Genomic DNA, 255 nt, shown 5'->3' with positions numbered 1-255 from the left:
CAATTCAAACGGGTATTGGAATGATGCTCCGCAAGGCCCGAGAGGATTGATGGATAATGCGGCCATCAGACGAAAAGAAATGGCATGGATGAAAAGCATCGGAATCAAGGGAATTAAAGTGGACTTTTTTGGAGGCGATAAGCAGGTGACCATGAAACTCTATGAAGATATTCTGACGGATGCCAATGAATTTGGAATAATGGTTATTTTCCATGGCTGCACATTGCCTCGAGGCTGGGAACGCATGTATCCGAA

1 protein-coding gene is annotated in these 255 nt (G+C 44.7%); it reads left to right on the top strand.

What is annotated here, in order from left to right; all coding sequences use genetic code 11:
* On the top strand, window positions 1-255 hold a 255-nt coding region (locus tag DM397_RS00140), incomplete at both ends, for a glycoside hydrolase family 97 catalytic domain-containing protein (protein WP_204251830.1).

Source organism: Flavobacterium nitrogenifigens (assembly GCF_003254565.1).
GTDB lineage: Bacteria > Bacteroidota > Bacteroidia > Flavobacteriales > Flavobacteriaceae > Flavobacterium > Flavobacterium nitrogenifigens.
This window is presented reverse-complemented; position numbering and strand designations above follow the sequence as displayed.